This is a genomic window from Citrobacter sp. GW821-FHT02E08 (genome assembly GCF_059421685.1).
This window is the reverse complement of record NZ_JBWKVL010000002.1, coordinates 177,244-203,743: the sequence shown is the minus strand read 5'-3', so window position 1 is coordinate 203,743 and position 26,500 is coordinate 177,244. Positions and strand designations below refer to the sequence as shown.

The window sequence follows — 26,500 nt, the reverse complement described above, 5'->3', positions numbered from 1 at the left end:
CATCAGGAAAGCGAAGCGAAGCGCGCCGGGTGGGCCGCGCTTCTGTGAAGGTTGGTCTTATTTGGCGGCGGCTTCGCGCCACAATTTGATGTATTCCAGACGTTTTTTCGGCTGCAGGTATTCCAGCAGGCTTTCATCCACCGGGATCGGTTTCAGGGCCTGGCCGAGCATTTTGGTCATCCCGTTGATGTCATTATCCCCTTCGATATCGTTACGAATTGACGGGATATCAGCCTGATTCGCCAGAATACTTTGCCCTTTTTCAGACAACACATAGTCCAGCCACAGTTTGGCGGCATTGCTGTTTTGCGCCTGCTGACTGATAAAGGAAACGCGTGACAGGACCAGGGTGTAATCCTTTGGATACGAGATACCTAACGAGGGATCCGTCTTAGCACGCGCTTCAGAGTAGGAACCCAGGATATTGTAACCAATCAGGTTTTCGCCCGAGGAGACCCTTTCCATCATGGTACCGGTGGAAGACTGCACCGCTAAGCCACCTTTGGCGACCTCTGCCAGCGTTTTGAAGTAGTTCGGATCGGCTTTGGAATCCTGAACAGAGAGCATAAAGCCAACACCGGATTTCTCAACATCGTAGGTGGTCACTTTGCTTTTGAATTTGTCTGCCTGGCTGGCGACAAGTTTCGCCAGCGCAGCGTGGGAGTCGGGAACTTCATTTGCCGGGATCAGGCGTTTGTTATAGATGAAAACCACCGGCTCGTAGGTGGTGCCATACGCCTTATTATTCCAGATGGACCATTTCGGCAACTGGCTTTGCTCGGGGGAGGTGTATTCCTGCGCGTAATCGGCGGCGAGCTTCAATGCGGTATCCATCGATGAACTCCAGACCACGTCACCGCTACTGCTACCGGAAGCCTGTTCGCTGATAAAACGGTTGTACAGTTCGGTACTGTTCATATCGTTGTATTCAACTTTAATGCCGGGATAAGTGGCTTCGAAACCCTTAATCAGCGGGGCGGCGGATTTGGTATCGGTAGTGGAGTAGACCACCAATTTGCCTTCTTTGGTCGCAGCATCGACGACGTTTTGATAGTCAGCCGGGTAGCCTTGCGGTAATGCAGACATTGCAGAAGTAGAGATCAGCACAGCAGTAGCGATCAGAGAGATACGGAATGTGTTCGACATTATAATTAACCTTTTAGTTACATTTGAGGAACTAATGGTCAACATAGCGTATGTCGTCAGTCAGACAATAGGGGGGCAAGGGTTCCGTTTCTGAAGTGTGATTATGGGCATTGTTTAGACAATTAACACCATTAAAACCACGAAAAATCATCGGCAGACTGACGCGTTGTGTCGCCGTTTATTCTGTGCCAGGCGCTTTAAGATACAGCCGCCTCGGATGGCCGATGTTGCCATACAGCATTTCGACGCGGATAAACCCCACCTCCACGCAATATTCCAGGTAGCGACGGCCGGTGGTTTTGCTGATCCCCACGTTTTCCACCACCTCTTCCACCGACCAGTTGTTTTCCGGGTTGTCGGTAAAAAAGCGCTTAATGCGCTCCAGCGTATTGGATTCAATCCCTTTGGTGGACGGAGTGGGGGATACCTCGCCAGTGGGCAGGTTGAACAACCGATCCAGGGCATGCTGATCGACTACCTTCACCTGACGCATGGCGTTGACCAGCAGCATAAAACGTTCCAGTGATGCGCGCAGACGCTGGAAGAATACCGGTTTAATGAGGTAATCAAACGCGCCACTGCGCATCGCATGACTGCAGGTTTGCATGTCGCTTGCCGCGGTAATGAAAATCACTGAACACTCAAAACTTTTCAGCAATGGGCTGTCGATGAGTTCGACGCCCTGACCATCCGGCAAATAGTTATCCAACAGGACCAGACGCGGCCGATGTCGGCTAATCAAAGTGCGGGCCTCTTCGAGAGTGGTGGCGATACCCACAACGCGTAAATGAAAATGCTGTTCGATATACTCGCGATGGAGTTCGGCGAGATGGGGTTCGTCCTCAACAATGACGACATCAAGCGCCCGCGAATTTGTCATGCTTTAGCCCTGTTGAACTGGAATGTGTGTAGGGAATAAACACCGAAAAAATAGTGCCTTGCGGTATGTTGTTGGTGATTTCGATGCTGCCGCCCGCCTTATTAATATAGCCTGCCGCCAGATACAGGCCGATACCGTGTTCTGATCCTATGATGTCATCTTCGTTTGCGGGTTTACTGCTGAACCCCTGCCTGAAGAGATGGGGTTTTGCCGCATCATCCACCCCGCAACCTCTGTCGGCGACCTCGATCAGCAGTTCCTGATTTCTGTCCGAAATATACAGTTCCACGGGTGCGGCGGAATTGGCGGCTTTAAGCGTAGCATCGACGGCATTGTCCACCAGGTTACCAATGACAGACATCAGTTCTGTTTCGCTGAGCATGGCCGGAGGGCGGGTCAACTGGCAGGCGGGGTCAAACTGGAGTTCGATGCCTTTCTCTCGTGCGCTGACGTATTTTCCCAACAGCAGTCCGCACAGTGCCGGAGACGCGAAATGGGCCGAGACAAAATCCAGCACTTTCTGCGCCCCTTCTGACTGCACCTGAATATAGCGGATGGCTTCGTCATAATGCTGCATCTGCAACAGGCCCACCAGCGTTGCGGTCCAGTTCAACTGTTCATGGCGCATGATGCGCAAGTTGTCGGCGTAGCGTTTTACCTGGCTTAACTGACTGCTGAGGGTGTTGATGTCGTTTTTATCGCGGAAACTAAATACCCAGCCGCTTTCAATGCCGGGCTCCAGTTCAATGGCGACGCGATTGACGATCACCTGGCGCTGATTGAGCACGGCAATGTGGTCGTGGCGGTCGCTGCTTTTTGAGGCCGGAGGCTGAGAAAAAAAGTCCGGAGAGGTCTGTAATACATTCTCCAGCGGTTTACCGATGAGCTCTTTTTCCGACTGGTGAATATCCAGTAATTCTCTGGCGGCACGGTTGATTAATATCAGCTGCCGTTCGCCGTTAACCGCAAATACGCCTTCATACATAGCTTCAAGCAACGCTTTTTGTTGGCGGACCAACAGGGCAATGTCTTTGGGCTCGAGCCGGAACATCTGTTTTTTGAGATTGCGGGTAAACATCCAGGAAAAGAGAAACAACAGAAGCAAAAGGGCGATGCCATATAATCCCGCCTGCCAGAGAATGCGGGCATTAATATTAGCGATATATGACGTGAGATAGCCTACCGAGACGATACCGATGACCTGATGATCGGCATTGAAGACCGGGGATTTGCTGCGCAATGAAACGCCTATCCCACCTTTACGCACCGAAATAATGGTTTTCCCCTGTAAAACTTCCGCATTATCCCCACCGATCATGGGTAAATTAAGACGCTCCGGGGACTCTGAATGGTAGAGATGCTGTTCGTTGACGTCGCCAATGACAATATAACTGGCGTCGCTTTGCGCGCGCAGCGGCTGAATTAAGCGGGCAATGCCGGCGATATCCCGGGCGGCGATTTTTTCTGCAAGCCCCGGCATTAGCGCAATTTCGCTGGCCTGAACGCGCGCTCGCTGCCCGAGATCGTGGTGCAGTTGCCGGTCAATAAAATGAAACAGGATCGCGCCCAGCAGAATTAATAACAGGCAGGAAAAGGCCACCAGAGACAAAAAAAGTTTCACCTGAAAAGGGAGTCTGCGTTTCATACGACCTGCGGCAGGAATACAAAAAAGAGACATCCGCGGAGCCTACCATGCTCCAATGCAGGGCGTAATCAGGCGAAAGCAGAGTTGTGAGCTGGCTAGACTCTCTGAGCCATTACAGGGTGATGCGCAATGATGCTATTTTCTATTGTCCACATCTATGACGTGCTAAATAAATTAGAGAGCAATGGATATCCCGGTAAATACGGTATTGCAGCAGGGCACGATTAGCGGTGAAAGTCAGCCCAGGATAGTTTGTAGTTGATTCAATAATCACGGTATATAAAAAATATTTACGCACGGCAATCATCATGTTTCATAGTTGCTTTTAAGCCTTCTGACGGTATAGTGCTTATTCTGCCTTGGCGAGAATAACTGCCTGACAGAATTGATTTTTTTACTGATTGAACAGAATAAGGCGACGGTTGGTTTAATGGAAAAAACACACTCAGACTCGCCGGTCACAATGTGTAAAATTGTTGCGACAGGGATTGCCTTACCGTCGACGTGCGTCACGTCTGCCGAACTGGATAGCCGACTCGGCAAAGCGGCGGGTTATGTGGAAAAACGTTGTGGGATTGTCCACCGTTATCACGCCGCGCATCATGACAGCCAGGCAGGGCTGGCGGCAGAGGCGCTACATCAGGCGCTAAAAGCAGGTAGCCTTGCACCTTCCTCTATTGATCTGTTGATTTGCGCCTCTGCGGTGGCTGTTCAGGCGCTGCCGTGCAGTGCTATTCATATTCTGAAAGCGGCGGGTATGCCGCCCGGTGTAGCGGGATTTGATATTAATAGCAGCTGCGTCAGCTTTATTTCGGCGCTGGAAGTGGCCGCCGGATTACTGAACAGCGGTGCTTACCGACGGGTAGCGATTGTCTCTGCGGATCTGGCCTCGCGCGGTATCGACTGGAATCACGAAGAATCCTCACTCATTTTTGGTGATGGCGCGGCATGCGCGATTGTCGAACGCGGCAACGGGCGCAGCGGTATTGTCGCCAGCCTGATTGAAATGTATCCCGACGGCAGCGAGTTTTGCGAAATCCGTGCGGGTGGCACCCGGTGTAATCCGCGCGTCGGTATGACTGAAAGCGATTTTCTCTTTCAAATGCAGGGCAAGCCGTTGTTTCGTTATGCCTCCTCGCTGATTGAGGGCTATTTCGCCCGGCTGCTGCAAAAAAGCGGGCTGACACTGGCGGATATAGCCACCGTGGTGCCCCACCAGGCGAGCCACCTTTCCCTCGAACATATGCGCAAACGCCTGCATGTGCCCGCTACAGCGCTGGTGGATATTTATCGTTACTATGGCAATCAGGTTGCCGCCTCAATCCCAACAGCGCTGCATGAAGCCGTTAACAGCGGTCGGTTTACGCCGGGTAATCCAGTGATGCTGATTGGCACTGCCGCGGGTCTTACGCTGGCTGGTATGGTTATACTGCCATGAAAATACTGGTGACTGGCGCAACCAGCGGCCTCGGGCGCAATGCGGCGCAATATTTGCTGGAAAACGGTCATCATGTCGTGGCGACAGGACGTAACCGGGAGGTGGGGAAACAGCTGGCACAAGCGGGTGCGCATTTTACTCCGCTGGATCTGACGCAGGCGCATCAGAATGACTGCATCCGGTTGATGGCGGACTGCGACGCGGTGTGGCACTGTGCTGCTAAATCGTCACCGTGGGGGAAACAGTCCGAATTTTTCATGGCGAACGTTCACGCTTCGCGCATGTTGGCACAGGCCGCCGGGCACGCTCAGACACCGCGTTTTATCCATATTTCGACCCCCGCAGTCTACTTTGATTTTCAGCATCATCACAATCTTACGGAAAGCTACCGCGCGCGATCTTTTTCCAGCCATTATGCCCACAGCAAATGGCTGGCGGAGCAGGAGATTAGCGCCGCCGTAACGCGTTTCCCTGCAACCACCTTTGTACGGCTGCGCCCACGTGGTCTGTTTGGCCCGCACGATAACGTCATCATCCCGCGCTTATTGCAGCAACTGCAGCGTGATGGCGGGGTGCTGCGTTTGCCGCGCGGCGGTGAGACGTTGCTGGATTTAACCTTTGTTCAAAACGTGGTGTATGCCATGGAACTGGCGACGCGCAAACCGGCGCTGCGTTCCGGCGGTGTGTATAACGTGACGAATCATCAGCCGCAGCGGCTTAACGCGATGCTGGACGCGCTACTGCATCAGCAACTGCAGCTGAATTATCAGATCAAAACCGTGCCCTGGCCGTTGCTGTCGCTGGTGGCGCGTGGCATGGAACTGGTCGGGAAATGTCTCGACAGGGAACCGCCGGTCACCCGCTATAGTGCGGGAACCCTTAGTTTTGATATGACGCTGAGCGCGGAAAACGCAATGAATGAGCTGGGATACCGGCCCCGATTTTCAATGGAAGAAGGGGTAGCCCTAACCGGTGAGTGGCTAAGGACACATGGCAAAAATCAGCGAATTTGAAATAGGGTACTGTACACACATCGGTTGTATGGCGGTGAAAGGCGCCGGATTTCGGGTGTGTAAATTTCCTGCACGAGTCTGGCTGCTGGAAGTCGGCGATCGCCGCTGGCTATGGGATACGGGCTATTCGTCCTGGTTTGATCGCTACACTCGCACCGGTATTTTTCGTGTCTACCGCCACCTTACCCCGGTCTATTTCGACGAGAAACTGTCGTTAGTCAATCAACTGGATGCGCTCGGGCTGGCTGGCAACGATATCGACGGCATTATTCTTTCGCACTTTCATGCCGATCATATTGCCGGGCTGCGTGATTTCCCGGATGTTGCCTGTGTCTGTTCCGGTGAGGGATGGCACCATGTACGCCCGTTACGGGGTCTGGCGGCGTTACGCGAAGCGTTTATTCCGGGGTTGATCCCCCCTGACTTTGAAACGTCATTACGCTTTATCGAAAGCTTCGACACCCTGACGCTCCCCGCAGCGTTGGCGCCGTTTGAACGGGGTTACTTGCTGCCCGATAGCGATGGGCAAATCATATTAGTCGATCTCCCCGGGCATGCGGTGGGCCACATCGGCGCGTTTGTGTTGACGGATGAGGGCTGGACATTGCTGGCAGGCGATGCCGCATGGGCACCCGCTAACTATCAGGAACTTCGCGGCCCGTCGCGACTGGCCAGGCTGGTGCTGGCCGATTCTGCCGTTTACGGGCGCACCCTCGAGAAAATGAACCAGTTGTGGCGTGCAGGCGCTGTAACCATTCGTCTGTGTCACGAGGGGGATCTGTGATCCCGCTGATGACGCTGTGGCGATATTTTCGTTTTCGCCAGCTACGCTTTACCCGACGCGAACAGCTGGAGGCGTGGCAGGAAAAAAAACTGCGTGCATTTCGGCGTCGGGTGCTGAAAAACAGTCCGTGGTTCCGGCGCTGGCTCTCGCTGCCGTTTGAGCAATGGCCGCTGATGGATAAAGCGCTAATGATGACGCACTTTGACGAGATGAATACGGCCGGTTTGCGCCAGCAGGCGTTGATGGACTGTGCGCTGAGCAGTGAGCGCAGCCGCGATTTTACGCCGAAGGTGGGCCGATTCAGCGTCGGGTTATCGTCAGGCAGTTCCGGCAGGCGCGGCTTGTTTGTCGTCAGCCCGCAGGAGCAACAAATTTGGGCGGCGGGCATGCTGGCGAAAGTGCTGCCAGACGGCCTGTTTGCCGGAGAGCGCGTCGCGCTATTTCTGCGTGCAGACAACCATCTCTATCATAGCGTCAACAACCGTTGGTTAAGCCTGATGTTCTACGATCTGTTTGCGCCGTTTCGCCAGCAGTGGTCACAGCTAGAGCAGCAATCGCCGACGTTGCTTGTCGCGCCCGCCCAGGTGTTGCGTGCGCTGGCGCTGGCGGTGATGGCGGGGGAATTGTCGCTGAACGTCAAAAAGGTTATTTCCGTGGCGGAAGTGCTGGAAGCGCAAGATCGTGAGCTGTTGCAGCAAGTGTTTGGCGACGTAGGGGAAATCTATCAGGCCACTGAAGGTTTTCTGGCTACAACCTGTCGCTGTGGCACGCTGCATCTGAATGAAGAGTTTATGTATATCGAGCCTGAATGGCTTGATGAGCGGCGTTTTGTACCGATTATTACCGACTTTACCCGCACCACGCAGCCGATTGTCCGTTACCGACTGGATGATGTATTGGTTGCCAGCGATACGCCTTGCGCGTGCGGCAGCGTGACGCGGACTCTTGAACGGATTGAAGGGCGGCAGGATGACCAACTCTTAATGCCGGGTGACGGTGGCGGCGCGCATACGGTGTTTGCCGACCCGTGCAGCCGTGTGCTGGCGCAGGTGTTACCGTTGACGGCGGATTATCGGCTGGTGCAAACCGCAGCCGATCATCTCCGGTTGATGGCCGATTGCGACCTGCCACGTCTGGAACAGTGCCGTCGTGCGCTGGAGCAACTGTTTGTCCGTCAGGGCATCGACACTTCACGTCTGAGCTGGTCGTTAATATCGCAAACACCCCCGACGCAATTTGACAGTAAACGTCGACGAATTATTTGCCAGTGGAGACGGGAATGAGACTGACTGCACGGTGTTTGCCCGGTTGTCGTGAAGCGCGGTTGCGCACGTCAGGAGTGTGAGGGTGAAGATATTGCTGACCGGCGCATCGGGGTTTATTGGCAGCACGTTTCTGCGCCGCTTTGCTGACCGTGCCGATCTTGAACTCTGTGGTGTTGGACGGCGAGCGGTAAACGATTTCCCGCCCACCGTGCGTTATCACGCGTTGCCGTTGGAGAGGCTTGCAGAACTCAACGTTATGCCGGATGTGGTTATCCACGCCGCAGGCAGAACCTCGCCCTGGGGAACGCCACAGGACTATGAACGCGATAATGTTGAAACGACCCGGCAGGTGATCGACTTTTGCATTCAGCGCGGTTTTCCCCGCTTGATACTGCTGTCGAGTTCAGCGGTCTATTCGCGCTTTGCCCATCAATTCAACGTGCGTGAAAACGCGGAAATCGGGCCGCAGTTCACCAGTGAGTATGGCCGCAGTAAGTATCAGGCTGAAGCGTTAGTGAAGGCCTACCGTGGTGAGAAAACAATTTTTCGCCCCTGCGCGGTGTTCGGTGCGGGCGATCGATTGCTGTTCCCGCCATTGCTGAGCGCGGCCAAAAAAGGGCAGCTTGTCAGGCTGCGAAACGATGTCACGCCAGCGCAGGCCGATATTATGCCGGTGGGGATGCTGTGTGATTATCTGCTGCGGGCGGCTCGCCACCCGCAGTTGAGAAGCTGCTATAACATTTCGGCGGGACAACCCGTTGAGACGGCTGCCTTTTTGGATGATGTGTTGCGACAACTGGATCTGCCGTTACCGGTAAAAACAGTGCCTCCTGGCACCGCGTTGCGCGTTGCGGGGGCGCTGGAGTGGCTATGGCGCTGGCTTCCTCTGGCGGGTGAACCGCCGATCACCCGTTTTGGCGTCGGGGTGTTTAGTTATGCCGCTACGCTGGATATCACTGCAATGCGCGAGGACTTTGGCGCGCCGGACGGCACCCTTTCGCAAAGTGTGCAGGATTTTTTACAACATTATCGGACGGTGAACGCATGCTGCTGATTGCTCTCCTCTGGCTGCTTATCCAGCTCTTTAAGCTCTTTTTTGCGCTCAGGGTGTTACGTACAGCAGATCGTGGTTGTCATGGCGAACTTGAAGCGGTGACGGTGATGCAACCGATCCTCAGCGGCGATCCGGCGCTGGAAAGCGTCCTGGCGTCAACCGTTGAGCAGTTACGCGGCGCGGCATTTTTCTGGCTTATCGATGATGACGATGCAGAAGCCGCGCAGGTGACGCAGTGTCTGCAACAGCGCTATCCACAGCAGAATATTGCGGTTTTCTCCTTTCCTCCGGCGCCGGAAGGCGTTAATCCCAAGCTGTTTAAGCTGGAGCAGGCGAGGGCGCAGGTCGCCCGCGACGTTATTCTGGTGCTGGACGATGATGCGGTATTGAGCGCGGCGTCATTGCGCCGCATGCTGGGTGAGCTGACGGATAATACTCTGGTGACCGCGCTTCCCTGGTATCGTGCGGCGGACAACCTGCCTTCTCGTTTGCTGGCGCAGTTTGTAAACGATAATTCTGCACTGACCTATTTGCCGCTGTTAACGTTCGCACCGCCGCTGACGCTGAATGGGATGTGTTATGCCATCCGCGGTGAAACGCTGGCGCGCGCTGGCGGTTTTGCGCCAGTGCTGCGTCACCTGACTGACGATCTGGCGATGGCGACGCTGTTAACGCATCATGGTGTACGCATTGTGCAGTCGACTGCGGCGGTGCGTGTGCAGACCAGCGTGGCCGACGGTACACGCTATTTCCGCCAGATGCATCGCTGGTTCCTGTTTGCCACGCTGCTGATGCGTGAAAAAAGCGCGGCAGTTAATCTGTCGATTTTTCTGCTGCAGGGGCTGCACCCGCTGCTACTTTGGACGCTGTTGATTCTGGCGTTCGGCAGCGCGGCACACGGCGCGCTGCTGGTGGGAATCGTGGTGATACGCCATCTGGCGCTGCGTGGTGTCCAGCGCGCCGTCGCACCGGAAATTCCCGCGCATCCGTTGCTGTCATTGTTGTCCGAGTTACTCCAGCCAGTCCATCTGCTGCATGCGCTGGTTAATCGCACCATTTACTGGCGTTCGCGTCGCTACCGTATTTTCAGCAACGATTGTTTTACGTCGCTATGAAAAAACCTGATCTGCAGATTGCATTTATTACCGGCCGTAGCCGTCCGGATAACGCGTCGCTCAGTCCTTTGCAGTCGGCATTTATACAGCGGGTTGTCGGCCATCATCAGCCGGTTGCGGTGAATTTTCCGTGGAGTGCTCAACCCGAGCCGTGGCTGGCAACCGGCCTGCTGCGCGCCAGCGTCAATAATGCACGGGAATATCTTGGTGCGCGACAAGCTGGCTTTGCCCTGCGCTACCAGCAACAGGCGCTGGAGATGCTGGCGTCAGCAAACCATACGGTACTGCTCTGTGGCAGTTGTGGACTGGAGTTGTTTAATCAGTTGCGCTTACCGCCTGAGTGGCTGGCGCGTATCAGTGTTTTTGCCTTTGGTCCGGTTGCCCGTCGCCGACCGGACTGCCGCCATTTGCTGGTACAAGGAGAGCAGGACTGGATTTCGCGCTGCTGGTTTCGACACGCGGACAGACGCATTGCCTGCGGTCATATGAATTATCTTGAACAGCCGCAACTGGCGGCGCTGTGTCGCCAGTTTATTGATGAACCAGGCAGACAGGGAGCGTAGATGCAGCGTTTATTCGATCTGATTCCTGCGGGGGTTACCCGTATTGATTTGCTGGCGCCGCCGTTTTCCGGCCATCTACATCCCGTGCTGGCGATGGGGCGCGTGCTGTCGGAACGTTATCAGGTACGCATTATCAGCACCCGAGGTGTTGCGTCTTCTGTCGCGGCGGCGGGGCTGATGGGGCTGTCGCTGCCTGGCGATTACGATACGCCGCTGTTGTCGGTCGTGAATCCGAAATATGCGGTAGGCTCCCATCCGCTGCGGTTGTATCGGCAGTTTCGCCGGGTTGTGGGGTTATTGAAAAGCTTCGGCGATGAACTGGAACAGTTGTGGCTGCGTGAAGGTGCGCCCGATCTGGCGATCGCTGATTTTACACTGCCGATTGTCGGTGAAGTTTGTCGCCGGCGTGACGTTCTGTGGTGGAGCAGTTTGCCGTCACCCTGCGTGCTTGACACTCCCGATGGCGCGCCTGCGTACTGCGGCGGGTTAATGCCTGCGCAGAACGGGTATCAGCGTTTGTGGCACGCCTTGCAACGAAAAAAAGTGCGGCTGTTTAAACACGCCGTATTCTGGCTGTTTCGCGACGTTATTCGCCAGACAGGTATCGAAAGCCTGTATCGGCAGGATGGCAGCGAAAGCGCTTACTCGCCGCTGCGCATTCTGGCGCTCAGCGAAGAAACATTCGAATTCCCGCGCAGCTGGCCTGCAGCTGTCAGTTTTATCGGCCCGGCACTCTACACGCCGCCAACCCAGTGCGTGGCACCGCCATTCGAAGCCAATAAGCGCCACGTACTGGTGACGCTCGGTACACATCTGGACTGGCATAAAGATGCGGTGATGAACGCGGTTATTGCGCTGGCGAGCACCCTGCCGGACTGGGTATTCCATTTCACCGATGGGCATCAGACCGTTGCGGGACAGCAGCAACAGGACAATGTTTACCGCCTGTCCTGGGTGAATTATGACAACTGGCTGACGCGCTATGATGCGGTCATTCACCACGGTGGTGCCGGGATTATGTGGCATTGCCTGGAGAAGAATATTCCGGCGCTGGTGTATCCGGTGGATTATGACCAGTTTGATCATGCAGCACGGTTAGACTGGAGCGGGAAAGGAGTCTGGATTAAGGACGGATTAAAAGGACTGGCAACGGCGGGACCGTTATTAATGGCGCTGGTTGATGCAGATGTTTCAGACCCGCAATAATAAGCAAAGCTACGATTTACCTGAATGTATGAAAACTCTTTATTATTAACAGGTTATAAGGAATTCTATGCTAAACTGGATTTTTAATGATAATAAACTCACGCTACGGCAAATTTGCCTGGACAGCAAACTATCGACCGCTAAAAAAATACAGAAAATCGATAAGTACCTGGCGAATGGCGGTGATATTAATTTTATTGACCCCGAAATTTCTCCGTGTAACGTGCTGGTTCCCCTGACGCGTAACCCGGAGTCAGATGTCTCTCTGGTGCAATACCTGCTCGATAAAGGGGCACACATCGAGTGTAATGGTTTCAGCGCGTTTCATTCGGCTATCGAGTTCAATAATACACAGCTAGTGACGCTTTATCTCAGCGCTGGCGCAGATCTTTATTATCAGAATAAATTTAATAATTGTTGGCTCAACTACCTTTTTCATCCTGATCCACAGTATGTCTATCAGGAAAGCCAACGTAAAGACATGATAGATCTTCTGCTTGAGTCTCACCTGGATATCAATAAACCGGTGAGTTTTTGGACTAATGGCGAGCTAAATCACCCATTGGAAATATTATATTCAGAACAAAGTAAAGCGCTGTTTGTACATATCATAAATAAAAATATCACTCTCAATATTGAAGAGACCACGCTGATTGAAGATATTATTCGATCAAACCAATTTTGGGGGCTTGAGGCATTTGCACCGTTGGTGAAACGCTATCCGGATTATAAAAAAGAGCGCTACATTATGGCCAATGATAGCAGCTTTTGGGATGACGCCAATCTGCTGGAATTGTGTGTTTACGAAAAAGCAGCGGACTATTGCGAATATTTGCTCGACAATTATCCAGAACTGAAAGCAGACTCTCGCGCCAAAAGTCTGGTCTACACGGCGCTGACCTCAGAGTTTGATTTGCGAATAGTCGAAAAACTGCTTAAAGTCACTGTCGATATCAATCGCATCTATAAGATGACGCCACCAGACGCTTATCAGGCACCGTTGATTAGCCAGTATCTGAATAATCCTCATTTTACCGATCCCAATAAGCGCGATTACATCTATCAGGCTCTTGAACTGTTACTCAAATATGGCGCTGATCCCAACAGTGAGTTCGTCAACAACGGTAAACCGTATGAGATGTTGAACTGGTCAAATCTACGATTACTCATTTACCCAATGGTAGAAAAAAGAACGTTCTTACCCCAGTTTCTCGATCTCTTTTTGCAGTATGGTCTGGATATCAATAAGAAATTTGGCTCCGTAGAAGAACCGACCTTACTGACCATCACTCAGCGCGGTTCATGGAAAGAAGACCAGGAAACGATCATTAAGGTGATGGAGTATTTGCAGCCATTGGGACTTGATTTAAGCCTCACCAATATTTACGACACAAACTTTGTCTCAGCCGCCGCTATTTCTTGTCGTACTCAACTGCTTGAATGGTTGATTCACCAGGGGGGCGATATTCATACCCATTGTGGTCACGATAACTCCCCTATCTTACATAAAGCCATTTCGACCTACTCGTTAGCTGAAATAACCGGACCCATACGTCGTCAGACCGTTCAGCTTCTGTTACAACATGGCGCGAAACTCGAAGAGTTTTCAGTCGATGAACAATTTACGCCGTTGATGTGCGCCTGCTACTACGGTGCCCAATCCTGCGTCGACGTTCTGTTGGAGCAGGGGGCCAACCCTAATGCGCGTAATGGTGAGGGCACCACGCCTGCCCTGTGTGCCATCACCGGCGGTGGCTCAAATGAGTTTCCTCGTTTTGAATCCACGGCTGTGCGGATCCTGAAGCTGTTACAGCAGTATGGTGCTGATTTAACGGTGGAGGATTGCCATGGCAACAGTCCGCTCGTGGTCGTAATCCAGTTGAATTATAAAGAGATATTTGAGGCACTTCTCCAGATGGTGCCGTATAGCCACGCGCAGCTTGAACACGCGCTCGCCATCCCTGAGCCAGAGAGCTATTTCCACCGCCGTCTACAGCAGCAGATCAAGGGGGAAACTGCGCCCATTCCCACCAAAGCAGAAAGCGAACCAGAGCAACCTGTCTTGCCTGCAGGCGAAGATAAACCCGTCATTGAGGCAATGGAACCACAACCGCGGGTAATAAAAGCCCGCCCAGAGGCCAGCAGTGCGGCCTCGCAGAGAAGCCAAATTCCGACGATTATCGAACTGAAAGCCAAAGTGAAAAGTTTTTTTAAACCGGTAGCCAGCGATCCCGATGTTACGGCTGCCCAGTTAAACAGTATTGAAGAACAGGTAGACCTGTTAATTGAACAACTGGATAACTTCAGCTTTTTTCGCAATCAGGCCACCAAAGAGGAATTTGAAGAAGGCGTTCAGGAATATATCGATGAAACCGTCGGGCAGATCAACACTCTCATTGAGGATGATTATCCGGCACTGACCGAAGCACTGGTCGATGCGGTTTGGGTCATTTTGCAGTTCTATCGGGTGGATATTGAGATTGAAACCGCGCTGAGAAAACGCTTCTGGTAAGGTTTCGCTTACGGTCAGAGCCATCTGAGTGGGATGGCTCTGAACTCTCCGGCATCATGACAACGCGATATTAAAACGCAGCATGTTTTGGCAGCGTCAGAATAAAACGGGTAGCGCGTAAATCAGAGGTGACGGCGACGGTCCCCTGATGGGCGATGACGATCGATTTCACAATCGCCAGTCCAATGCCGCTGCCTTCGCCTTTACGTTGACGGGAGGGGTCTACACGGTAGAACCGGTCAAACAGCCGCGGTAAATGCTCCGGGGCAATAGGGGTTCCAGGGTTCTCAACAATAATCTGCACCTGATTCTGTGCCTCAAAAAGCCGCACGGTGACGGATTCTCCCTTCGGGGTATAACGCATCGCATTGGAGAGTAAATTACTTAACGCCCGGCGTAACATAATGGGGTCGCCGGATACCCAGCATGCGCGGCCTTCAAAGCGTAAACTCACCTCGCGCTCTTCAGCCCAGGCTTCGAAAAAGTCGAAGACTTTGCCCACTTCATCCGCCAGGTTCAGCGCTTTTTTCTCCGGAATGAGCTGATTGTTGTCTGCCTGTGCGAGGAACAGCATATCGCTCACCATCTTCGACATACGGCCAAACTCTTCGAGATTGGAATACAGCACATCCTCCAGCTCTTTCTGGCTGCGGGGTTGGCTGAGCGCAATCTCGGTTTGCGTCACCAGATTGGTGATCGGGGTTCGGATTTCATGGGCGATGTCGGCGGAGAAGTTGGACTGGCGAGTAAAAACATCCTCAATACGCTCAATCATGTGATTAAACGAGATAACCAGACGTTCCAGCTCGATCGGCACAGCCTGCGGATCTAAGCGGACATCAAGATCTTTCGAGGTCATATTTTGAATGCGTCGGCTCACGCTGCGGATCGGTTCGTGGCCTTTATACACGGCAAGCAGGACGATAAAAATAATCAGTATGCTGACCAACGAGGCCGTCATAATCAGCTTGTTTTTCAGATCGTTAATATAGTGCAGATGAAAATCTATCGATAACGCCATATACAGCGTCCAGGCGGGTTTGCCGTCAGGTAATTGCCCCACCGGCAGACGGATCATCCGCCAGGTAGAGTGAGCGCCGTGTCCCTGATTGTGCCCCTGCATGTTCAGGGTCGGGCCGGAAAGTAAAAAGACGTCGCCGTTACCGGCATTTTTATCCGGCGTTGCACGACCGATAAACTCGCGCAGGTCAGGTGCGCCTGGTGAATGAAAAATGGCCTTTTTATTGGCATCTTCGAGAGAAATCATCACGTTTGAGTAGCCTGAAACCACATTTCGGAGGGTTTCCAGACGGCGGGATTCCGGCTCTTCGCCTTGATTGAGAATTCGCTCCAGCGTCGTGCTTATCTCTTTTAAGTCATTAATATCCTGCTCGGCAAAGTGGACTTTTACCGAGTGGATCATGACCCAGGCAAAGGCGAAAAAGGCGGCGATGGTCGCCAGGCTGATAAAAAATGTCAGTCGGGTCGCCAGCGAGAAAGGGCGGCGAAACCGCTTAGTGGCCATCCGGTACCTCAAGCATATAGCCAACGCCGCGAACGGTCTGAATGAGTTTCGGCTCAAATTCATTGTCTATTTTGGCGCGCAGTCGTTTGACCGCCACATCGATGGCGTTGGTGTCGCTGTCAAAATTCATGTCCCATACCTGGGAGGCAATCAGCGAACGCGGTAACACTTCCCCTTGATGGCGCAGGAAAAACTCCAGCAAGGTGAATTCTTTGCTGGTTAAGGTGATCCGCGTTCCGTTGCGGGTGACTTTTCTGCTGACCAGATCTACGGTTAAGTCAGCCACCTGAAATTGACTCTCCACTATCACCGTCGCGCCACGGCGCAACAGGGTTCTGACGCGGGCCAGCAATTCGGCGAAGGCGAACGGTTTTACCAGATAATCATCCGCGCCCAGTTCCAGACCTTTAACCCGATGTTCAATGGTGCCCAGCGCCGTGAGCAGGAGGATCGGCATCCCTTTGTTGGCGGCGCGCAGCATACGCACGATATCCCAGCCGTTCACGTCTGGCAGCATGATGTCGAGGATGAGCAGATCGTAATCACTGGTCATCGCGAGGTGATAACCGTTCAGTCCGTTATCGGTCAGATCCACCACAAATCCGGCTTCTGTCAGACCTTTAGTCAGATATTCGCCGGTCTTGTTTTCATCTTCGACTATCAAAATCTTCATCACTTATTCCTTCACGCATTGACTGTGCGGGCTCTCAATTCTAGAGAAGCCGGATCGGATAGCAATCGGTTATTCGGAAAATGACAGTTTTGTCATTTTGCTGTCACGGGTTAGCCAGAGTCATTTCGGTAAGGTACGGGGTATGAGTTCATTTTCACATTAGGGTTACGGGTCCACGGCGGACGAAAAGGATTATGTACACATTTAAGCGTCTTACCCTCAGTGCTTTATTTGTCCTGACAGGATGTTCACTGGCGCCGGACTACCAGCGCCCGGAATCCCCCGTACCGCAACAATTTTCCCTCTCGCAAAATGCGATGGTCCCCGCGACAACGGGGTATCAGGAGACCGGCTGGCGGACTTTTTTCGTGGACGAGCAGGTGAAGACGCTGATTGGCGAGGCGCTGCGCAACAACCGGGACTTGCGCATGGCAACGCTGAAGGTGCAGGAAGCGCGAGCGCAATATCAGGTGACGGATGCCGACCGATATCCGCAGCTCAACGCAGACTCGAGCGGTAGCTGGAGTGGTAAAGTCGAAGGGGACTCCCGTACGACCCGCGAATATGAAGCCGGGTTAAATTTGAGTTTCGATCTGGACTTCTTTGGCCGGTTGAAGAATATGAGCGAAGCTGACCGACAGAACTTTTTCGCCAGTGAAGAAGCCCGTCGCGCGGTGCATATTTTATTAATCTCGAACGTCTCGCAAAGTTATTTCAACCAGCGCCTGGCCTATGCGCAACTGCAGGTCGCGCGGGAAACATTGCAAAACTATCAACGCTCCTACGCGTTTGTCGAAAAACAGCTGCTGACCGGCAGCACCAACGTGTTGGCGCTGGAGCAGGCGCGGGGCGTCATTGAAAGTACGCGGGCTGACATCGCAAAACGGCAGGGAGAGCTGGCGCAGGCCACGCATGCCTTACAACTGCTGTTGGGGAGCTACACAACGTTACCCAATGAGAACGTGGGGAACGCCGGAGATATCAACGGCGTCAAATTACCGCCTTCACTCTCTTCGCAAATCTTATTACAGCGACCGGATATTATGGAAGCTGAACACGCATTAATGGCGGCCAATGCCAATATTGGTGCGGCGCGTGCGGCATTTTTCCCCTCCATTACGCTGACCGGTTCGCTTTCAGGCAGTAGCAGCGATCTTTCCAGTTTATTTAATCCCAGTAATGGGATGTGGAAATTTATCCCTAAGGTGGAGTTGCCGATTTTTAATGCCGGTCGTAACCAGGCCAATCTTGATTTAGCCGAAATTCGCCAGCAGCAGTCGGTGGTGAATTACGAGCAAAAGATCCAGAACGCCTTTAAAGAGGTGGCGGATGCGCTGGCATTACGCCAAAGCCTGGCGGATCAAATTACCGCGCAACAACGCTATCTGGATTCCCTGAACATTACTTTGCAACGTGCCAGAGCGCTCTATCAAAACGGCGCGGTGAGTTACATCAACGTGCTGGATGCAGAACGTTCGCTGTTTACCACGCAACAAACCTTACTTGATCTCAATTATGCCCGACAGGTGAATGAAATTAGGCTGTTCACTGCACTGGGCGGCGGTTGGGCGGAATAACACCAGGATACACACTCAGGAGACAATATGATGACCACAACGTTTAAAGCTGCTGTTTTTGGTCTTTTTACACTCGTCGCAGCGAATGCGCAGGCCAATGAACATCAACACGAAGGGATGATGAACGCGACCCCAGCCGCTGAACAGACGCAAGCCATCAGCGCGACGGGTATCGTGAAAGCCATCGATATGGAAAATAAAAAAATCACGATTAACCACGATCCTATTCCTTCCGTGAACTGGCCGGCAATGACCATGCGCTTTACGCTGACGCCGCAAACGCAGCTCGGTGATATTAAGGTCGGTGACAAAGTAGCGTTTAATTTTGTGCAGCAGGGAAACCTGTCGCAGCTGCTGGATATTAACGTCAGTCAGTAATGCATAGGGCTCGCCGCCTATATTCTTGCCTGCGTTCAGCCGAACGCGGGTAAGCGTAGATGAAGAAATGGAAAACACAATGGCGTCTTATAAACTCAATAATCTCGCGCTTATTTTTGCCAGCATGCTTGTCGGCGGTATTATTTCTGTCGGGGGGTATGCATATTATTCTGCAACGCACGGAACTGCTGAAATGACACCCGCGCCGGAAAAAGAGGCGCGGAAAGTTCTGTTCTGGTATGACCCGATGTACCCGAATACCCGTTTTGATAAACCGGGGAAATCTCCGTTTATGGATATGGATCTGGTCGCAAAATATGCCGACGAAGAGGCGGGCGATGCCTCAACGACGGGCGTGCGTATCGATCCTGTCCAGACCCAGAATTTGGGACTGAAAACCGAAACCGTACGCCGTGGGGCGTTGAATTATGCGCAGACGTTTCCGGCGAATGTCAGTTTTAACGAATATCAGTTTGTGATTGTGCAGGCGCGTTCCGCCGGATTTATTGACAAGGTCTACCCGCTGACGGTCGGCGACAAAATCAAGAAAGGCACGCCGCTGATCGAACTGACGATCCCTGACTGGGTGGAAGCGCAAAGTGAATACTTGCTCCTGCGGGAGACGGGCGGCACGGCAACCCAGGTAGAGGGGATTCTGGAGCGGCTACGGCTGGCCGGTATGCCGGAAGAGGATATCCGCCGTTTAACAGCGACCCGTAAAATTCAGACGCGATTTACGCTCAAAGCGCCGATTGATGGGGTGATTACCGCCTTTGACTTACGCACCGGCATGAACATTGCCAAAGATAACGTGGTGGCGAAAATCCAGGGGATGGACCCAGTGTGGGTTGCCGCTGCCGTTCCGGAATCTGTCGCCTGGCTGATAAAAGATGCCTCCCAGTTTGCGCTAACCATTCCGGCCTGGCCGAATAAACCGTTCACCATTCGCAAGTGGAGCATCCTGCCAAGCCTCGACGCCACCACCCGAACGCTTCAGGTGCGCTTGCTGGTGGATAACCCCGATGAAGCGCTGAAACCGGGCATGAATGCGTATCTGAAACTGAATACCGAAAGCGAGCCGATGCTGCTGATTCCGTCAAAAGCGCTGATTGATACCGGCAAAGAGCAGCGGGTGATCACCGTCGATAGCGACGGGCGTTTTGTGCCGAAGCGCGTCTCGGTATTTCACGAATCGCAAGGGATGACGGCCATTCGTTCCGGGCTGACCGAAGGTGAAAAGGTTGTTTCCAGCGGTCTGTTCCTGATCGACTCCGAGGCGAATATTTCCGGTGCTCTGGATCGCATGCGGGCGCACACGCCAGCCGACACCTCCGCTCCGGCGACCCATTCACACTGAGGGAATCGTAAATGATTGAATGGATTATTCGCCGGTCCGTGGCGAACCGTTTTTTGGTGATGATGGGGGCGTTGTTCCTCAGCGTCTGGGGAACCTGGACCATTATCAATACCCCGGTTGACGCACTGCCCGATCTCTCGGATGTGCAGGTCATCGTCAAAACAAGCTATCCCGGTCAGGCACCGCAAATTGTTGAAAACCAGGTGACCTACCCGCTGACGACCACCATGCTCTCCGTGCCCGGTGCGAAAACCGTGCGCGGTTTCTCGCAGTTTGGCGACTCCTATGTGTACGTGATTTTTGAAGACGGTACCGACCCGTACTGGGCGCGTTCGCGCGTCCTGGAGTACCTCAACCAGGTGCAGGGGAAATTACCCCAGGGCGTGAGCGCCGAGATGGGTCCGGACGCCACGGGCGTCGGCTGGATCTTTGAATATGCGCTGGTGGACAGGAGCGGCAAACATGATCTGGCGGAACTGCGCTCCTTGCAGGACTGGTTTTTGAAGTATGAGTTGAAAACGATCCCTAACGTGGCGGAAGTCGCCTCGGTGGGGGGCGTAGTGAAAGAGTATCAGGTCGTTATCGATCCGATGAAACTGACGCAGTACGGTATCAGCCTGTCAGAGGTGAAATCGGCGCTGGATTCCTCGAATCAGGAAGCGGGAGGTTCATCCGTTGAACTCTCTGAAGCGGAGTACATGGTTCGCGCCAGCGGTTATCTGCAAACCCTTGATGACTTCAACAACATCGTATTGAAATCCGCTGAAAACGGTGTCCCGGTCTATTTGCGGGATGTCGCCCGTGTGCAAATCGGGCCGGAAATGCGCCGGGGCATTGCCGAGTTGAATGGTGAAGGCGAAGTCGCGGGCGGGGTGGTTATCCTGCGTTCCGGCAAAAATGCGCGAGAGGTGATTTCGGCGGTAAAAGAAAAACTGGCGACGCTGAAAAGCAGTTTACCCGCAGGTGTCGAAGTGGTGACAACCTACGATCGTAGTCAGCTGATTGACCGGGCGATTGACAATCTCAGCTATAAATTGCTGGAAGAGTTTATTGTTGTGGCGCTGGTCTGTGCGCTCTTTTTGTGGCACATCCGCTCGGCGCTGGTGGCGATTATTTCGTTGCCGCTGGGACTGTGTATCGCCTTCATCGTGATGCATTTTCAGGGGATTAACGCCAACATTATGTCGCTAGGGGGCATCGCCATTGCGGTCGGGGCGATGGTAGATGCCGCCATTGTGATGATCGAAAACGCCCATAAACGGCTGGAAGAGTGGGGGCACCTGCACCCTGGCGAAAAACTGGATAACGACACCCGCTGGAACGTTATCACCCATGCGGCGGTGGAAGTGGGACCGGCGTTGTTTATCAGTCTGTTGATTATCACGCTCTCTTTTATCCCCATTTTTACCCTCGAAGGTCAGGAAGGGCGGTTGTTCGGACCGCTGGCGTTCACCAAAACCTGGGCGATGGCGGGGGCGGCATTTTTGGCGATTGTGGTGACGCCGGTTCTGATGGGCTTCTGGATCCGCGGGAAGATCCCCGCAGAAAACAGCAACCCGCTCAACCGCTTTTTGATTCGCGTTTACCATCCGTTATTGTTGAAAGTATTACACTGGCCAAAGACCACACTTTTGGTGGCGGTGTTCTCTATCCTGACCGTGCTGTGGCCGCTCAAAAATATCGGCGGCGAGTTTTTGCCACAAATTAACGAGGGCGATCTGCTGTACATGCCTTCTACATTACCGGGGATCTCCGCGGCGCAGGCGGCAGACATGCTGCAAAAAACCGACAAACTAATCATGACCGTCCCGGAAGTGGCGCGGGTGTTTGGCAAAACAGGGAAAGCAGAAACGGCAACGGATTCTGCGCCGCTGGAGATGGTGGAAACGACCATTCAGCTCAAACCGCAAGACCAGTGGCGTCCGGGAATGACGATGGACAAGATAGTCGAGGAACTGGATAAAACGGTACGTTTGCCGGGTCTGGCAAATTTGTGGGTGCCGCCAATCCGTAACCGAATTGATATGTTGTCCACGGGGATAAAAAGCCCTATCGGGATTAAAGTGTCCGGCACTGTGCTGGCCGATATCGATGCTACCGCAGAGCAAATCGAAGAAGTAGCGCGAACCGTGCCGGGGGTTGCCTCTGCGCTGGCGGAACGTCTGGAAGGCGGGCGCTATATCAATATTGATATTCAGCGTGAAAAAGCCGCGCGCTACGGTATGACGGTCGGCGATGTGCAGCTGTTCATCACCTCGGCGGTGGGCGGCGCGATGGTCGGTGAAACGGTGGAAGGGATCGCGCGATACCCGATAAACCTGCGTTATCCGCAAAGTTATCGTGACAGCCCGGAAACGCTGCGTCAGTTACCGATTCTGACGCCGATGAAGCAACAAATTACGCTGGCGGATGTGGCTGAAGTGAAGGTGGTTGCGGGGCCGTCGATGCTGAAAACGGAAAATGCCCGCCCCGCCAGTTGGATCTACATTGATGCCCGCGATCGTGACATGGTGTCGGTGGTTAACGATCTCAAAAAAGCGATAGCGGAGAAAGTGAAGCTGAAGCCCGGCACCAGCGTGGCGTTCTCCGGCCAGTTTGAGCTCCTTGAGCGGGCGAACCACAAGCTGAAACTGATGGTGCCGACGACGCTGATGATTATTTTTGTGCTGCTGTATCTGGCTTTCCGTCGGGTGGGCGAAGCGCTGTTGATCATTACCAGCGTGCCGTTCGCGCTAGTGGGGGGAATCTGGTTCCTGTACTGGATGGGATTCCATTTATCGGTGGCGACCGGAACCGGGTTTATTGCGCTGGCGGGCGTCGCGGCGGAGTTTGGGGTGGTGATGCTGATGTACCTTCGTCATGCCATTGAAGCCGAACCTTCGCTGGAAAACCCACAGACCTTCACGCCCGAGAAACTGGATGAGGCGCTATACCACGGGGCGGTTCTGCGTGTCAGACCGAAGGCCATGACTGTCGCGGTTATTATCGCTGGCTTGTTGCCCATTTTGTGGGGAGCAGGCGCCGGGTCAGAAGTCATGAGCCGCATTGCTGCGCCAATGATTGGGGGGATGATTACCGCGCCGCTGCTGTCGCTGTTTATCATTCCGGCAGCGTATAAATTGATGTGGCTGCGCAGGCACCGGAATCAGCAAACGTAATGTCTGAGATGATTGTTTTTCAATAATTATATAATCATCTCACAAAACTATTTAAGACCAGCATAGGTAATGCTGGTCTTTTTTCCTGTGTTCCTGCATTAAACCATGCTTGTAAAAGGGGTATATTTCAAAGCACAGAAAATATGCGAAATACCCCTATAAAGTACGTGTTGATTGACAGATGCTCGCCTTAACTAAAATGTTACCCTTAATTCAGGTAGCTTGATTCTCTATTTCAGGTTGCACTTATGTTTGTTTGTCTTTTTTGATTTAAACTAAATGCTACATTAAAAAAACGATTGTAAACGAAAAGAAACCACGGATACCCGCTACACTGTTTATATTGCAATCTGCCCTTTTTTATTTCAAAATCGCGATGGTATGGGCCATTTTATTCAATTTTGTTATAAAGTTTTGGTTAAGTTTGACGGGTTTAAGGCACAACTTACGCCAGGACCCATCACATATGAATGTTTTTACATATCAATAAAACAGTAAAAATAGCTAAAAACTTAATTTTGCTCAAAATAATCGACATGAGATCCATTATGGTTATCCGAAACCAGGAGTGGAAGCCTGTCTCGTGTTTATCTCAAACGAGAATGAGAAGTTTCTCAAATACAATAATAAGGATTTAATGATGAGTTTTGGTATGGCGAAGGATGATAGATTTGAAATTATTGCCATCATTCGTGAAGAGCTTCTCAAGAAGACGAAACTTGAAATAGTTTATAAAAACAACAGCATAGTAACGCAACTGGAAAAGGTCGACTTCGAACACTTCGCCATCTCCCACCATGAAGATATCGTCACTGAAAAGATTCAATGCTTTATTCTGCACAGTGAAGCCGGAATTATTAAATTCAACGCCCGGTTCGATCGCGAGTCCTCAGATGATAACGCGGGTGGATTAGTTTATTTTATCCCAGACATGATTTTTTTTGTTCAACGCAGGCAGCATCAGCGTTTCTCGTTTCTAAAGGGATTTAGTTTTACCTGCTTTGGGCGCTACAAAAACGGCGAAAATTACTTATTTAAAATTAAAAACATTTCACGTGGCGGTTGTGCGCTTATTGCCGAAGAGGTGAATCCGCGCTTTTTGCATAAAGATGCGGTAATCAAAGCCTCATCGCTGGAATTCGAACAGTTCGGCAACCTGCAACTCGATATGCAAGTTATCGATGTTGTGGAGATCAATGAGTTTGATGATGACAACCACCTGTATTCCTGCCATCAAATTTCGTGCAAGTTTGAGTTTAAAAATCACCGTGAGGAGTCTGAAGTTGAAAAAATCATTATCAACTTTTTGATGAGCAATAAAATTAGAAGTTTATAAGGAAGGTGAACTGGATGTTGATGTGTGGCAATGATAATTTTGTAGGGCGTGGCGTCTCAGAGTTCCTGAAAAGTAAAGATGTGCCGATTAAAACCTTCAGGCGCGAAGAGATGATCAGTCAGTCATCATTGTATCGGCATCATACGATGCTCTTCAATATCATTGATAACGGGCAGTCTTGTGCTGATTTTGTTGATTTTTTAAATAAAAATAGATTCAAGGTCTATGACAACAACATTGTCATCATCACCGAAAGTTTGGTGGCGAAACTGTGTGTTGAGTTACTCTATGTTGATAAAGCAATCGTATTGACTGAAAAGTCACCCTTACGCGATTTTAATCAAATCACGTCATTGTCACAGGGGACGGGTCATTCCCGCTTGTTTCGCTCACAAAAAAGACTTACCGACCGGGAACAACAAATACTGAGTTTATTGGTCGGCGGCTACAACGCAAAAGAAATCTCCGAGTTAGTTAACCTGAATTATAAAACAATTCAAACTCATAAGATGAAGATCATCCTCAAGCTTGGATTAACGAACTCTGCAGACCTGAATAAATTGATTGTCAGATTTAACCATTCGTTGTCTTTTTTACCCTGAATCATATTTGATCAGAAGATTTTGAATTATACTCTTCATACTTCAAGTTGCATGTGCTGTGGTTACGTTCGCTCACTCCAGTCATTTACTTTAGTAAGCTCCTGGGGCTTACCTCCTTTCTGCAACTCGAATTATGTAGAGTATATAATACTCACAGGGGCTGAGCGTGTAGTCATTTTTATTTGGCGGGACTCGCCGTTTTAGCTGTATTTTTAAGGAGGAGGAGGGTGTTTAATTCCAATGATGTTCTCAGAGCTCTACAGGGAGCGTTGAATACCAGTCAACTTTATATGGTCTATCAGCCCATTTTGAATTTACATACTCAAAAGATTTGTGGGTTTGAGGCATTAATGCGCTGGAATAGCCCCGACATGGGAATGATTTCCCCTGATATCTTTATTACGCTGCTGGAAAAAAGCGGCAGTATTGCTTCAGTCGAAGAGATGGTTTCGAATCCTCCCTGGGATGTTGCGGTCCGGTGGCCAGAAAATATTTCGCTCTCGATCAATTTTTCCGCGCTGGAACTCAGCGATCCCGAGTTACCTGAACGTGTCAGGCGAAATCTGGCATTCTCAGGACTTGCCGCCAGTCGCTGCGAAATTGAAGTCACCGAAACTGCACCGATTCGTGACAGCCTGGTCGCCTCAGCGAATATGTCCGCGCTTAAAGCCATGGGGGTAAAATTGTCCCTTGACGACTTTGGTACCGGACATGCCAATCTTGATTATCTGCTGAAATATCCGTTCGATACCTTAAAAATCGACAAAGCGTTTGTCGCAGAGATTGAGCCTGATACAAAATCGTCAAAGATCGTGGAAGGTATTATCGTGTTAGCCCATGATTTTGGTATTGAAGTTCTGGCTGAGGGTGTTGAAAGTAAGGAACAGTTAGACCGGTTAATTCGTATTGGCTGCGATAAAGCGCAGGGCTATTATATTTCGCATCCTGTCCCGGCAGAAAACATTCCCGCATTTTTAACACAATTCAATTATTAGAGCCTATCCCATTAGGCTATTTCACTTGTCATTTTGGCCCTGGGCAGTGCTCACAAAGGTTTACCTTTGAACGCCCCTGGGCGGCCCGTAAGGGTGAGCGTAGCGAATCAAATCCTCACGTACTACGTGTACGCTCCGGTTTTTCCGCGCTGTCCGTGTCCAAACTGACTACGCCAATTACGCCTACTGGGATAGGCTCTTAATCGTTCACTTCTGCAACGACAATCTCCCCCTAAATCCAGACCATAAAAAAGCCTTCTGTTAAAGCAGAAGGCTTT

General features: G+C 51.9%; 21 protein-coding genes. 16 read left to right on the top strand and 5 right to left on the bottom strand.

Annotated features, from left to right (window positions below):
• Window positions 1-57: 57 nt before the first annotated feature.
• From AC07UY_RS03245 to AC07UY_RS03235, 3 genes are all read right to left on the bottom strand, one after another.
• Window positions 58-1,146, bottom strand: a complete 1,089-nt coding sequence (locus AC07UY_RS03245) for an ABC transporter substrate-binding protein (protein ID WP_494700749.1) — start codon at window positions 1,144-1,146, stop codon at window positions 58-60.
• 178 nt (window positions 1,147-1,324) lie between these two features.
• Window positions 1,325-2,026 (bottom strand): response regulator, encoded by a 702-nt coding sequence (locus tag AC07UY_RS03240; protein ID WP_494659290.1) that lies wholly within the window; start codon window positions 2,024-2,026, stop codon window positions 1,325-1,327.
• A complete protein-coding gene (locus tag AC07UY_RS03235; protein WP_494700750.1) occupies window positions 2,004-3,671 on the bottom strand; it encodes an ATP-binding protein in 1,668 nt (555 codons plus the stop codon). Before AC07UY_RS03235 ends, AC07UY_RS03240 begins: the two co-directional genes overlap by 23 nt.
• Before the next feature lie 430 nt (window positions 3,672-4,101).
• On the opposite strand from AC07UY_RS03235, the gene AC07UY_RS03230 reads away from it, so the two are divergent.
• The 9 genes from AC07UY_RS03230 to AC07UY_RS03190 all read left to right on the top strand — a co-directional run bounded on the left by AC07UY_RS03230 (window position 4,102) and on the right by AC07UY_RS03190 (window position 14,621).
• Entirely contained in the window at window positions 4,102-5,109 is a 1,008-nt protein-coding gene (locus AC07UY_RS03230; protein ID WP_494659292.1) for a 3-oxoacyl-[acyl-carrier-protein] synthase III C-terminal domain-containing protein, read from the top strand.
• Window positions 5,106-6,122, top strand: coding sequence for an NAD-dependent epimerase/dehydratase family protein (locus tag AC07UY_RS03225; protein WP_494659293.1), 1,017 nt, complete (start codon window positions 5,106-5,108; stop codon window positions 6,120-6,122). The genes AC07UY_RS03230 and AC07UY_RS03225 overlap by 4 nt, the downstream gene beginning before the upstream one ends.
• The gene (locus AC07UY_RS03220) at window positions 6,100-6,906 is read left to right on the top strand and encodes an MBL fold metallo-hydrolase (protein ID WP_494659294.1); all 807 of its coding nucleotides are present in this window, start codon (window positions 6,100-6,102) and stop codon (window positions 6,904-6,906) included. Before AC07UY_RS03225 ends, AC07UY_RS03220 begins: the two co-directional genes overlap by 23 nt.
• Window positions 6,903-8,189, top strand: a complete 1,287-nt coding sequence (locus tag AC07UY_RS03215; protein WP_494659295.1) for a F390 synthetase-related protein — start codon at window positions 6,903-6,905, stop codon at window positions 8,187-8,189. Before AC07UY_RS03220 ends, AC07UY_RS03215 begins: the two co-directional genes overlap by 4 nt.
• A 64-nt stretch (window positions 8,190-8,253) precedes the next feature.
• Complete coding sequence (locus AC07UY_RS03210) at window positions 8,254-9,225, top strand: NAD-dependent epimerase/dehydratase family protein (RefSeq protein ID WP_494700751.1); 972 nt, start codon at window positions 8,254-8,256, stop codon at window positions 9,223-9,225.
• The gene (locus tag AC07UY_RS03205) at window positions 9,216-10,340 is read left to right on the top strand and encodes a glycosyltransferase (RefSeq protein ID WP_494700752.1); all 1,125 of its coding nucleotides are present in this window, start codon (window positions 9,216-9,218) and stop codon (window positions 10,338-10,340) included. Before AC07UY_RS03210 ends, AC07UY_RS03205 begins: the two co-directional genes overlap by 10 nt.
• Window positions 10,337-10,903 (top strand): hypothetical protein, encoded by a 567-nt coding sequence (locus AC07UY_RS03200; protein WP_494659298.1) that lies wholly within the window; start codon window positions 10,337-10,339, stop codon window positions 10,901-10,903. Before AC07UY_RS03205 ends, AC07UY_RS03200 begins: the two co-directional genes overlap by 4 nt.
• Window positions 10,904-12,109: a glycosyltransferase family protein gene (locus AC07UY_RS03195; protein ID WP_494700753.1), complete on the top strand. Its 1,206-nt coding sequence runs from the start codon at window positions 10,904-10,906 to the stop codon at window positions 12,107-12,109.
• 67 nt (window positions 12,110-12,176) lie between these two features.
• Window positions 12,177-14,621, top strand: coding sequence for an ankyrin repeat domain-containing protein (locus tag AC07UY_RS03190; RefSeq protein ID WP_494700754.1), 2,445 nt, complete (start codon window positions 12,177-12,179; stop codon window positions 14,619-14,621).
• Between the two features lie 70 nt (window positions 14,622-14,691).
• Here the strand turns inward: AC07UY_RS03190 and AC07UY_RS03185 are convergent, their stop codons facing one another.
• Together AC07UY_RS03185 and cusR are read right to left on the bottom strand one after the other, a co-directional pair.
• Entirely contained in the window at window positions 14,692-16,146 is a 1,455-nt protein-coding gene (locus tag AC07UY_RS03185) for a Cu(+)/Ag(+) sensor histidine kinase (RefSeq protein WP_203358567.1), read from the bottom strand.
• Window positions 16,136-16,819, bottom strand: a complete 684-nt coding sequence (cusR, locus tag AC07UY_RS03180) for a copper response regulator transcription factor CusR (RefSeq protein ID WP_203358566.1) — start codon at window positions 16,817-16,819, stop codon at window positions 16,136-16,138. The genes AC07UY_RS03185 and cusR overlap by 11 nt, the downstream gene beginning before the upstream one ends.
• 194 nt (window positions 16,820-17,013) lie before the next feature.
• On the opposite strand from cusR, the gene AC07UY_RS03175 reads away from it, so the two are divergent.
• From AC07UY_RS03175 to AC07UY_RS03145, 7 genes are all read left to right on the top strand, one after another.
• Window positions 17,014-18,396 (top strand): efflux transporter outer membrane subunit, encoded by a 1,383-nt coding sequence (locus tag AC07UY_RS03175; protein ID WP_494700755.1) that lies wholly within the window; start codon window positions 17,014-17,016, stop codon window positions 18,394-18,396.
• 30 nt (window positions 18,397-18,426) lie between these two features.
• Window positions 18,427-18,774: a cation efflux system protein CusF gene (gene cusF, locus AC07UY_RS03170; RefSeq protein ID WP_494659549.1), complete on the top strand. Its 348-nt coding sequence runs from the start codon at window positions 18,427-18,429 to the stop codon at window positions 18,772-18,774.
• Between the two features lie 79 nt (window positions 18,775-18,853).
• Complete coding sequence (locus AC07UY_RS03165; protein WP_494700756.1) at window positions 18,854-20,131, top strand: efflux RND transporter periplasmic adaptor subunit; 1,278 nt, start codon at window positions 18,854-18,856, stop codon at window positions 20,129-20,131.
• Window positions 20,132-20,142: 11 nt separating this feature from the next.
• Window positions 20,143-23,289 carry a CusA/CzcA family heavy metal efflux RND transporter gene (locus AC07UY_RS03160; RefSeq protein ID WP_494659304.1) on the top strand — a complete coding sequence of 1,049 codons (3,147 nt, stop codon included), beginning with the start codon at window positions 20,143-20,145 and terminating at the stop codon, window positions 23,287-23,289.
• Window positions 23,290-23,929: 640 nt separating this feature from the next.
• On the top strand, window positions 23,930-24,625 hold the full coding sequence (locus AC07UY_RS03155; protein WP_494700801.1) for a flagellar brake protein: 696 nt from the start codon (window positions 23,930-23,932) through the stop codon (window positions 24,623-24,625).
• Window positions 24,626-24,639: 14 nt separating this feature from the next.
• Entirely contained in the window at window positions 24,640-25,227 is a 588-nt protein-coding gene (locus AC07UY_RS03150) for a helix-turn-helix domain-containing protein (RefSeq protein ID WP_494700802.1), read from the top strand.
• Window positions 25,228-25,409: 182 nt separating this feature from the next.
• Window positions 25,410-26,222 carry an EAL domain-containing protein gene (locus AC07UY_RS03145; RefSeq protein WP_494700757.1) on the top strand — a complete coding sequence of 271 codons (813 nt, stop codon included), beginning with the start codon at window positions 25,410-25,412 and terminating at the stop codon, window positions 26,220-26,222.
• Window positions 26,223-26,500: the final 278 nt, after the last annotated feature.

What these genes read in the sequence shown, in the direction of transcription:
- AC07UY_RS03245 (WP_494700749.1), bottom strand. Translation starts at nt 1,146, where the DNA reads ATGTCGAACACATTCCGTATCTCTCTGATCGCTACTGCTGTGCTGATC.
- AC07UY_RS03240 (WP_494659290.1), bottom strand. Translation starts at nt 2,026, where the DNA reads ATGACAAATTCGCGGGCGCTTGATGTCGTCATTGTTGAGGACGAACCC.
- AC07UY_RS03235 (WP_494700750.1), bottom strand. Translation starts at nt 3,671, where the DNA reads ATGAAACGCAGACTCCCTTTTCAGGTGAAACTTTTTTTGTCTCTGGTG.
- AC07UY_RS03230 (WP_494659292.1), top strand. Translation starts at nt 4,102, where the DNA reads ATGGAAAAAACACACTCAGACTCGCCGGTCACAATGTGTAAAATTGTT.
- AC07UY_RS03225 (WP_494659293.1), top strand. Translation starts at nt 5,106, where the DNA reads ATGAAAATACTGGTGACTGGCGCAACCAGCGGCCTCGGGCGCAATGCG.
- AC07UY_RS03220 (WP_494659294.1), top strand. Translation starts at nt 6,100, where the DNA reads ATGGCAAAAATCAGCGAATTTGAAATAGGGTACTGTACACACATCGGT.
- AC07UY_RS03205 (WP_494700752.1), top strand. Translation starts at nt 9,216, where the DNA reads ATGCTGCTGATTGCTCTCCTCTGGCTGCTTATCCAGCTCTTTAAGCTC.
- AC07UY_RS03200 (WP_494659298.1), top strand. Translation starts at nt 10,337, where the DNA reads ATGAAAAAACCTGATCTGCAGATTGCATTTATTACCGGCCGTAGCCGT.
- AC07UY_RS03195 (WP_494700753.1), top strand. Translation starts at nt 10,904, where the DNA reads ATGCAGCGTTTATTCGATCTGATTCCTGCGGGGGTTACCCGTATTGAT.
- AC07UY_RS03190 (WP_494700754.1), top strand. Translation starts at nt 12,177, where the DNA reads ATGCTAAACTGGATTTTTAATGATAATAAACTCACGCTACGGCAAATT.
- AC07UY_RS03185 (WP_203358567.1), bottom strand. Translation starts at nt 16,146, where the DNA reads ATGGCCACTAAGCGGTTTCGCCGCCCTTTCTCGCTGGCGACCCGACTG.
- cusR (WP_203358566.1), bottom strand. Translation starts at nt 16,819, where the DNA reads ATGAAGATTTTGATAGTCGAAGATGAAAACAAGACCGGCGAATATCTG.
- AC07UY_RS03175 (WP_494700755.1), top strand. Translation starts at nt 17,014, where the DNA reads ATGTACACATTTAAGCGTCTTACCCTCAGTGCTTTATTTGTCCTGACA.
- cusF (WP_494659549.1), top strand. Translation starts at nt 18,427, where the DNA reads ATGACCACAACGTTTAAAGCTGCTGTTTTTGGTCTTTTTACACTCGTC.
- AC07UY_RS03165 (WP_494700756.1), top strand. Translation starts at nt 18,854, where the DNA reads ATGGCGTCTTATAAACTCAATAATCTCGCGCTTATTTTTGCCAGCATG.
- AC07UY_RS03160 (WP_494659304.1), top strand. Translation starts at nt 20,143, where the DNA reads ATGATTGAATGGATTATTCGCCGGTCCGTGGCGAACCGTTTTTTGGTG.
- AC07UY_RS03155 (WP_494700801.1), top strand. Translation starts at nt 23,930, where the DNA reads ATGAGTTTTGGTATGGCGAAGGATGATAGATTTGAAATTATTGCCATC.
- AC07UY_RS03150 (WP_494700802.1), top strand. Translation starts at nt 24,640, where the DNA reads ATGTTGATGTGTGGCAATGATAATTTTGTAGGGCGTGGCGTCTCAGAG.